Here is a 6147-nt window from a genome sequence, read left to right on the forward strand (position 1 = left end):
CGATATCCCGCTGTTCCGCACGACGCTGGCCGACATCACCCGCGGACAGCCGAACTGCCTTCTGCTCACCGAATTCGCCGGCGACGACCTCGCCGCCGTGACGCGCGACCTGAAGCGCCTCGACGCCTGCATGGCCGATCACGGCTTCCCGGACGCCGTCGTGGAGGTGGTCGAGCCCGCCCGCCAGAAATCGGTGTGGGAGGTTCGCGAGGCCTGCCTCAACATCATGATGTCCATAAAGGGCGACGCCAAGCCGGTCTCCTTCATCGAGGATTGCGCCGTCCCGCTGGAGCACCTCGCCGATTACACAGACGCGGTCACGGCGGTCTTTGCCAAGCACGGCACCCGCGGCACGTGGTACGCCCACGCCTCGGTGGGCTGTCTGCACGTTCGCCCGATCCTCGACATGAAGGAGGCTGGCGACGTCCGCCGGATGCGCGCGATCGCGGAGGAGACCTCCGAGCTGGTGCGCCGCTACAAAGGCTCGTATTCCGGCGAGCATGGCGACGGCATCTCACGCTCGGAATACATCGAGCCGCTGTTCGGCTCGGTCCTGACGCGCGCCTTCGAGGACGTGAAGGACGCGTTCGATCCCGAGAACCGCCTCAACCCCGGCAAGATCGTGCGCCCGCTCGCGATGGATGACCGGTCTCTGTTCCGCTTCAAGCCCGACTACACGGTGACGGAGCCGATGAAGCCGGCGCTCGACTGGTCGGATTGGGGCGGCTTCGGCTCCGCCGTCGAGATGTGCAACAACAACGGCACCTGCCGGAAGCTCGCCGGCGGCGCCATGTGCCCGTCCTACCGGGTGACGGGGGAGGAACAGCACCTTACGCGCGGCCGCGCCAATTCCCTGCGGCTCGCCATCTCGGGCCAGCTCGGTAAGGAGGCCTTCACCAGCCCGGAGATGAAGCGGACTCTCGATCTCTGCGTCTCCTGCAAGGCCTGCCGCCGGGAATGCCCGACCGGCGTCGACATGGCCAAGATGAAGATCGAGTTCCTGCACCATTACCACGCCCGCCACGGGCTGCCGCTCCGCGAGCGGCTCATCGCCATGATGCCGCTCTATGCCGGGGCGGCCGCGAAGCTCGCGCCGATCCTCAACCTGCGCGACCGGTACCCGGCCCTCGCGGCCCTGTCGGAGCGCGTCGCCGGCCTGTCGGCCAGGCGCTCGTTGCCGCGCTGGCGTCGGCCCTGGAGCGAGCAGGGCGAACCCGCGCATACCCACGACGTCGCGGGGGATTTCCGCGACGTGATCCTCTTCGGCGACACCTTCAACCGCGCCTTCGAGCGGGAGAATCTCGAGGCGGCCGAGCGCGTGCTGCTGGCCGCGGGCTACCGGCTGCATCGGGTCTATCCGGCCCGCGGCCGGCGCCCGCTCTGCTGCGGCCGGACGTGGCTCTCCGCCGGCCAGACGGACCGGGCCCGGCTGGAGGCGCACCGAACCCTCGACGCGCTTCTGCCCTTCGTCCGCGCGGGCGCGCGGGTCGTCGGCCTGGAACCATCCTGCCTGCTCACGTTCCGGGACGAGTTCACAGCGCTCCTCCCCGGTGCGGATTCGGCGCTTCTGGCGCGGCAGTCCGTCCTGTTCGAGGAGCTGCTGGCCGCAGACCTGACGGCGGGCCGGATCGCGCTACCGTTCGCGGACCAGGGCGGGCGCGTCGCGCACCTGCACGGCCATTGCCACCAGAAGTCGTTCGGCGTGATGGGCTCGGTGGAGACGGTGCTCCGGGCCGTGCCGGGGCTCGACCTGCGGGTCGTCGAATCGAGCTGCTGCGGCATGGCCGGCGCCTTCGGCTATCGGCCGGAATCCATCGAGACATCCTTCGCCATGGCAGAGCTGTCGCTGTTCCCGACCCTGCGCGCCGCCGGGCCGGACGATCTCGTGATCGCCGACGGGACAAGCTGCCGACATCAGATTCACGATGGCCTCGGTCTCGAGGCGGAACATGTGGCTCGCGTTCTCGATCGGGCCCTCGTGCCTCGACACTCCATTGCCGGAGACTTACACATACACAACAGGTCGCACTGATCTGGTTTGTGTCGGGGGACCATGAACAAGATCGAGCCCGGGATCGGCATCAGCCGCCGCTACCTCCACGACGAGGTCGCGGACCGGATGCGGGAGCTGATCCGGTCCGGGGAGATGGAGCCGAAGGCCCGGATCAACGAGAGCGAGCTGACGGAGCGCTTCGGGATCTCGCGGACCCCGCTCCGCGAGGCGATCAAGATCCTGGCGACGGAAGGGCTGCTCGAACTGCTTCCGAACCGCGGGGCGCGGGTCGCCAGCATCTCGGAGACCGAGCTCGAGGAAATGATGGAGGTGATCGCCGGGCTCGAGGCGACCGCCGGGGACCTGGCCTGCCGCACCATCACCGACGCCGAGATCGACGCCCTCGCGGTCGACCACGACGCGATGGTGGCGGCCTGGCAGTCGGGCGACGAGGCGGGCTACTTCAGCCACAACCGCCGGATCCACGAAGGCATCATGGCGGCCAGTCGCAACGTCATTCTGGCGAATATCTACGAGAGCCTGTCCGGCCGGATCCAAAGGTCGCGGTATTCCGCGCACCAGACCCCGGATCAGTGGGCCCGCGCGGTCTCCGAGCACGAACGGATGATCGAACTCCTCCGTGCCCGGGACGGCGCTGCCCTGGCCGTCCTGATGCGCGAGCATATCCGCGGGAAGAAGTCCGTCATCGCCGCCAATTACGGCGCGGCGGAGGTTGCCTGAAGGCTCAGCCCGGCATCCCCGTCATCTCGAACCAGAACGACGCGCCCGGGGTGCGGGAATCGTTCGCGTAGAGGAACGGAATGTCCGGTCCGGTCGCGCGGGCGGCAAAGACCGTCTTCACCCGGGCGCTCATCGCCGGGTCCTGACAGATATACATCACCGGCACGGTCACGCGGAACGGCGGAGCGCCGCACAGCAGCATCGCGGCCAGAAGATACTGCTCGTTGTACAGGCGGCAATTCCAGGCTGACGGATAATCGTCCGGAATGAAGATGTCGTGGATCTGTACGATCACGCCCGGCGCGAGGCGCGGCATCACCTCAAAGAAGAACACCGTGACGTCGGAGTTCGCGAAGGACCGATGCGATCCATCGAAAAACAGGATGTCGCCGGCCTTCAGTTCCTCGAAGATCTTCAGGTCGCAGGATTCCAGCGGGCTGCGGACGGTCCAGTCGCACAGGGCGTCGATCTCGCGGCGTGGCATCGGATCGATGGAGGTGATCCGCGTCGGCAGCTTCAGCGTGTCGATCGCGTGGCGCGCGAAGCAGGTCGAGCACCCGGAGCCGATCTCGAAGTATCGTTCAGGGCGCTTCCAGGCCAGCATCGTCAGCAGGGCGGCGCCGTCGAGGGCGGTGAACCACGTGTTGTTCCAGTGCGGTGCAGCCGAACCCGCAGCGTGCGCGTCGTGCGGGACGCTGTGGAGCAGGTCGGCCTGCGCTTCCAGGGCGGTGAGGAACGCCTCGTAGGCCGCATGGTTCTGGCCGAGGACGGCTTTGAGCCGGCCGTGCGGCGCCTGGCCCGGCTTCCACCGCGCGGACGGCACGACCGGATAGTAATCGTGGACCGTATGACTCCAGCGGAAGGCTTCGCCGCTCGCCCGGAAGATATCCACCCCCGCGCGTCGGCCGGCAGTCCTGACAACGTCCTTCAGCATGGTGCCTCCCGGGTTCCGGGTGAAGGATGCCGGGATTGCAACTTCTGGTCGAGTCCGGTGGACCACCTACGCAGTCCGACCTGATTTCACGGTTAGGAGGCGATGAAGACGCACCGGCTTCGCGGCCCGCTGCGGGCGGTCTGCGCCGCGGGATGATTGTCAGGCACCCGGACAGGTCGAAGCTTTCAGGCCGCGCTCTGCGCCCGCAACCCCGCGACCAGATCGGTGAACCGGTCACCCTGGACGATGACGTGGCTCCGGAGCGCCTCGGCCGCCCCGACTTCGTCTCCGGCGATGATGGCAGCGACGATCGCTTCGTGTTCGGCGAGCGATTGCGGCAAGCGCTGGCGCACGCGCAGCTGCAGACGCCGATACGGCGCGAGACGGCGATGCAGTGACAGCGCCTGCTCCGCCAGGAAGGCGTTGCGGCTGGCCCGATACACCACCGTATGGAACACGTAATTCTCGGCGTAATAGGCCTCGGTATCCTCCGTCGACAGGGCCCCGCGGCAGCCTTCGAGGGCGGCGCGCAGCGCGGCGGCATCCTCGGCCACGAGGCGGCGTGCGGCGAGGCGACCGCACGCCGCCTCGATTTCCGCCATCGTCTCGAACATGGCCAGCAGCAGGTGTGGCTCGGGCGCGCTGACGATGGCGCCGCGCCGGGGCTTCGTCTGGACGAGTCCGGTCACGGCGAGCTGCAGCAGCGCCTCGCGGATCGGCGTGCGCGAGACCCCGAAACGGGCCGCGAGCTGATTCTCATCGAGCCGCGATCCCAGCGCGAGTTCGCCCGCCACGATCTCGTCCTCGATTCGCTGCCGTAGCCGTTGCGCGTGGCTCATGCGCCTGGTTCCTCCCCCGATCGTCGGGCCGCGCGTCGTCCCGCCCGTTGAGGCCGGCGGATGTCCAACGCACGCGAACATTATGCTGGAGCATTGACAAAATATACAAGGCGGTTTTCCATGCATACAACGAAGCGCCCCACTATTGCGGCGCACAAAACTTTGCCGCGTTGTTTGCGGTGCGGGAGAAATCCATGACGCCAACTCGTCGCTCGCTGATCGCGGCCACGCTCGCGGCTCCGGCGGTCCTGCGGTTCGGGCTGGGCTCTGCCCAAGCCGCCACCACGCTGAAGCTGTCCCACCAGTTCCCGGGCGGCACCATCGACGAGGGCGACTTCCGCGACCGCATGTGCCGGAAGTTCGCCAAGATGGTCGGCGAGCGCTCGAAGGGCGCCCTGGACGTCCAAGTCTATCCCGGCTCCTCGCTGATGAAGACGAACGCCCAGTTCGGCGCGATGCGCAAGGGCGCCCTCGACATGTCGCTCTATCCGAGCCCCTATGCCGGCGGCGAGGTGCCGGAGCTGAATATCGGCCTGATGCCGGCGCTGGTGACGTCCTATGCCCAGGCGGTGGCCTGGAAGGCGGCGCCGGTCGGGCGCAAGCTCTCGGAAATCCTCGACGCCAAGGGGATCGTCCTGGTCTCGTGGGTCTGGCAGGCCGGCGGCGTCGCGAGCCGCGAGCGCGCTCTCGTTTCGCCGGCCGACGCCAAGGGCATGAAGGTCCGGGGCGGTTCGCGCGAGATGGACATGATGATGAAAGAGGCCGGCGCAGCCACCCTCTCCATCCCGTCGAACGAATCCTACGCGGCGATGCAGACCGGCGCCTGCGATGCGGTAATCACCTCGTCCACCAGCCTGATTTCCTTCCGCCTGGAAGAGCTGTCCAAGGCCCTCACCTCGGGCCGCGAGCGCTCCTACTGGTTCATGCTCGAGCCGATCATGATGTCGAAGATCGTGTTCTCGGGCCTGCCGAAGGAGCAGCAGGACCTGATCATGGCGGTGGGCACCGAGCTGGAAGCCTTCGGCCAAGCCGGCGCCAAGGAGGATGACACTCGGGTCGAGGAGATCTTCTCCAAGGCCGGGGCCAAGGTCGTCCAGGTTGACGAGAAGTCGCTGGGTCAGTGGCGGGACCTCGCCCGCAACACGGCCTGGAAAGATTACGCCGCCAAGAACGCGAACTGCGCGGAACTGCTGAAGCTCGCGGAGCAGGTCGCGTGAGTCACGGCTTCGACGCGGCTACGGCCGCTCCGGAGGCGCGGGGCGCGGCCGAGCCGCGTCTGCCCGGCCTGCTCGGCGCCTTCGACCGGACGATGCGCCTGCTGAATCAAGTGATCCTGGCGGTCGGCGGCCTCTGCCTGGTGGCGGCCTGCCTCGTCCTGACCCACAGCGTGGTCGTCCGCTATCTCCTGAAGGAACCGACGGAGTGGCAGGATGAGATGGCGGTGTTCCTGATCATCGGGGCCACCTTCCTGTCGGCCGCCGGCGTCCAGGCCAAGCGCGGCCACGTCGCGATCGAGGCCCTGACCGGTCTCCTGCCGCCGGCCGCCAACCGCGTGCGCCTTCTGCTGGCCGACATCGTCAGCCTCGCCTTCTGCCTGTTCTTCGCCTGGAAGAGCTGGTCGCGGGATCACGAGGCCTGGG

The 6147-nt window shown here is 67.8% G+C and carries 6 protein-coding genes; 4 read left to right on the forward strand and 2 right to left on the reverse strand.

Translation table 11 applies throughout. From position 1 onward, the window contains the following. Both I53_RS18410 and I53_RS18415 read left to right on the forward strand, forming a co-directional pair. A partial coding sequence (locus I53_RS18410; protein ID WP_043353285.1) for an FAD-linked oxidase C-terminal domain-containing protein occupies positions 1–2032 on the forward strand: 2032 nt, incomplete at its 5' end. Positions 2033–2053: 21 nt separating this feature from the next. After that, a complete protein-coding gene (locus I53_RS18415) occupies positions 2054–2734 on the forward strand; it encodes a GntR family transcriptional regulator (protein WP_043353288.1) in 681 nt (226 codons plus the stop codon). 4 nt (positions 2735–2738) lie between these two features. Here I53_RS18415 and I53_RS18420 read toward each other — a convergent pair whose 3' ends face one another. Together I53_RS18420 and I53_RS18425 are read right to left on the reverse strand one after the other, a co-directional pair. Further along, a complete protein-coding gene (locus I53_RS18420; protein ID WP_043353290.1) occupies positions 2739–3668 on the reverse strand; it encodes a class I SAM-dependent methyltransferase in 930 nt (309 codons plus the stop codon). A 185-nt stretch (positions 3669–3853) separates the two neighbouring features. Next, positions 3854–4507 (reverse strand): GntR family transcriptional regulator, encoded by a 654-nt coding sequence (locus tag I53_RS18425; protein ID WP_043353293.1) that lies wholly within the window; start codon positions 4505–4507, stop codon positions 3854–3856. 194 nt (positions 4508–4701) lie between these two features. Here I53_RS18425 and dctP point away from each other — a divergent pair, with 194 nt between their 5' ends. Both dctP and I53_RS18435 read left to right on the forward strand, forming a co-directional pair. Further along, positions 4702–5724, forward strand: a complete 1023-nt coding sequence (gene dctP / locus I53_RS18430) for a TRAP transporter substrate-binding protein DctP (protein ID WP_043353295.1) — start codon at positions 4702–4704, stop codon at positions 5722–5724. Then, on the forward strand, positions 5721–6147 hold a 427-nt coding region (locus I53_RS18435; protein WP_043353296.1), incomplete at its 3' end, for a TRAP transporter small permease subunit. The genes dctP and I53_RS18435, both read left to right, overlap by 4 nt.

The sequence above is a fragment of the Methylobacterium sp. B1 genome, from assembly GCF_000333255.1.
In the GTDB taxonomy this organism is placed as follows: domain Bacteria; phylum Pseudomonadota; class Alphaproteobacteria; order Rhizobiales; family Beijerinckiaceae; genus Methylobacterium; species Methylobacterium fujisawaense.

What these genes read in the sequence shown, in the direction of transcription:
- I53_RS18420 (WP_043353290.1), bottom strand. Translation starts at nt 3,668, where the DNA reads ATGCTGAAGGACGTTGTCAGGACTGCCGGCCGACGCGCGGGGGTGGAT.
- I53_RS18415 (WP_043353288.1), top strand. Translation starts at nt 2,054, where the DNA reads ATGAACAAGATCGAGCCCGGGATCGGCATCAGCCGCCGCTACCTCCAC.
- dctP (WP_043353295.1), top strand. Translation starts at nt 4,702, where the DNA reads ATGACGCCAACTCGTCGCTCGCTGATCGCGGCCACGCTCGCGGCTCCG.
- I53_RS18425 (WP_043353293.1), bottom strand. Translation starts at nt 4,507, where the DNA reads ATGAGCCACGCGCAACGGCTACGGCAGCGAATCGAGGACGAGATCGTG.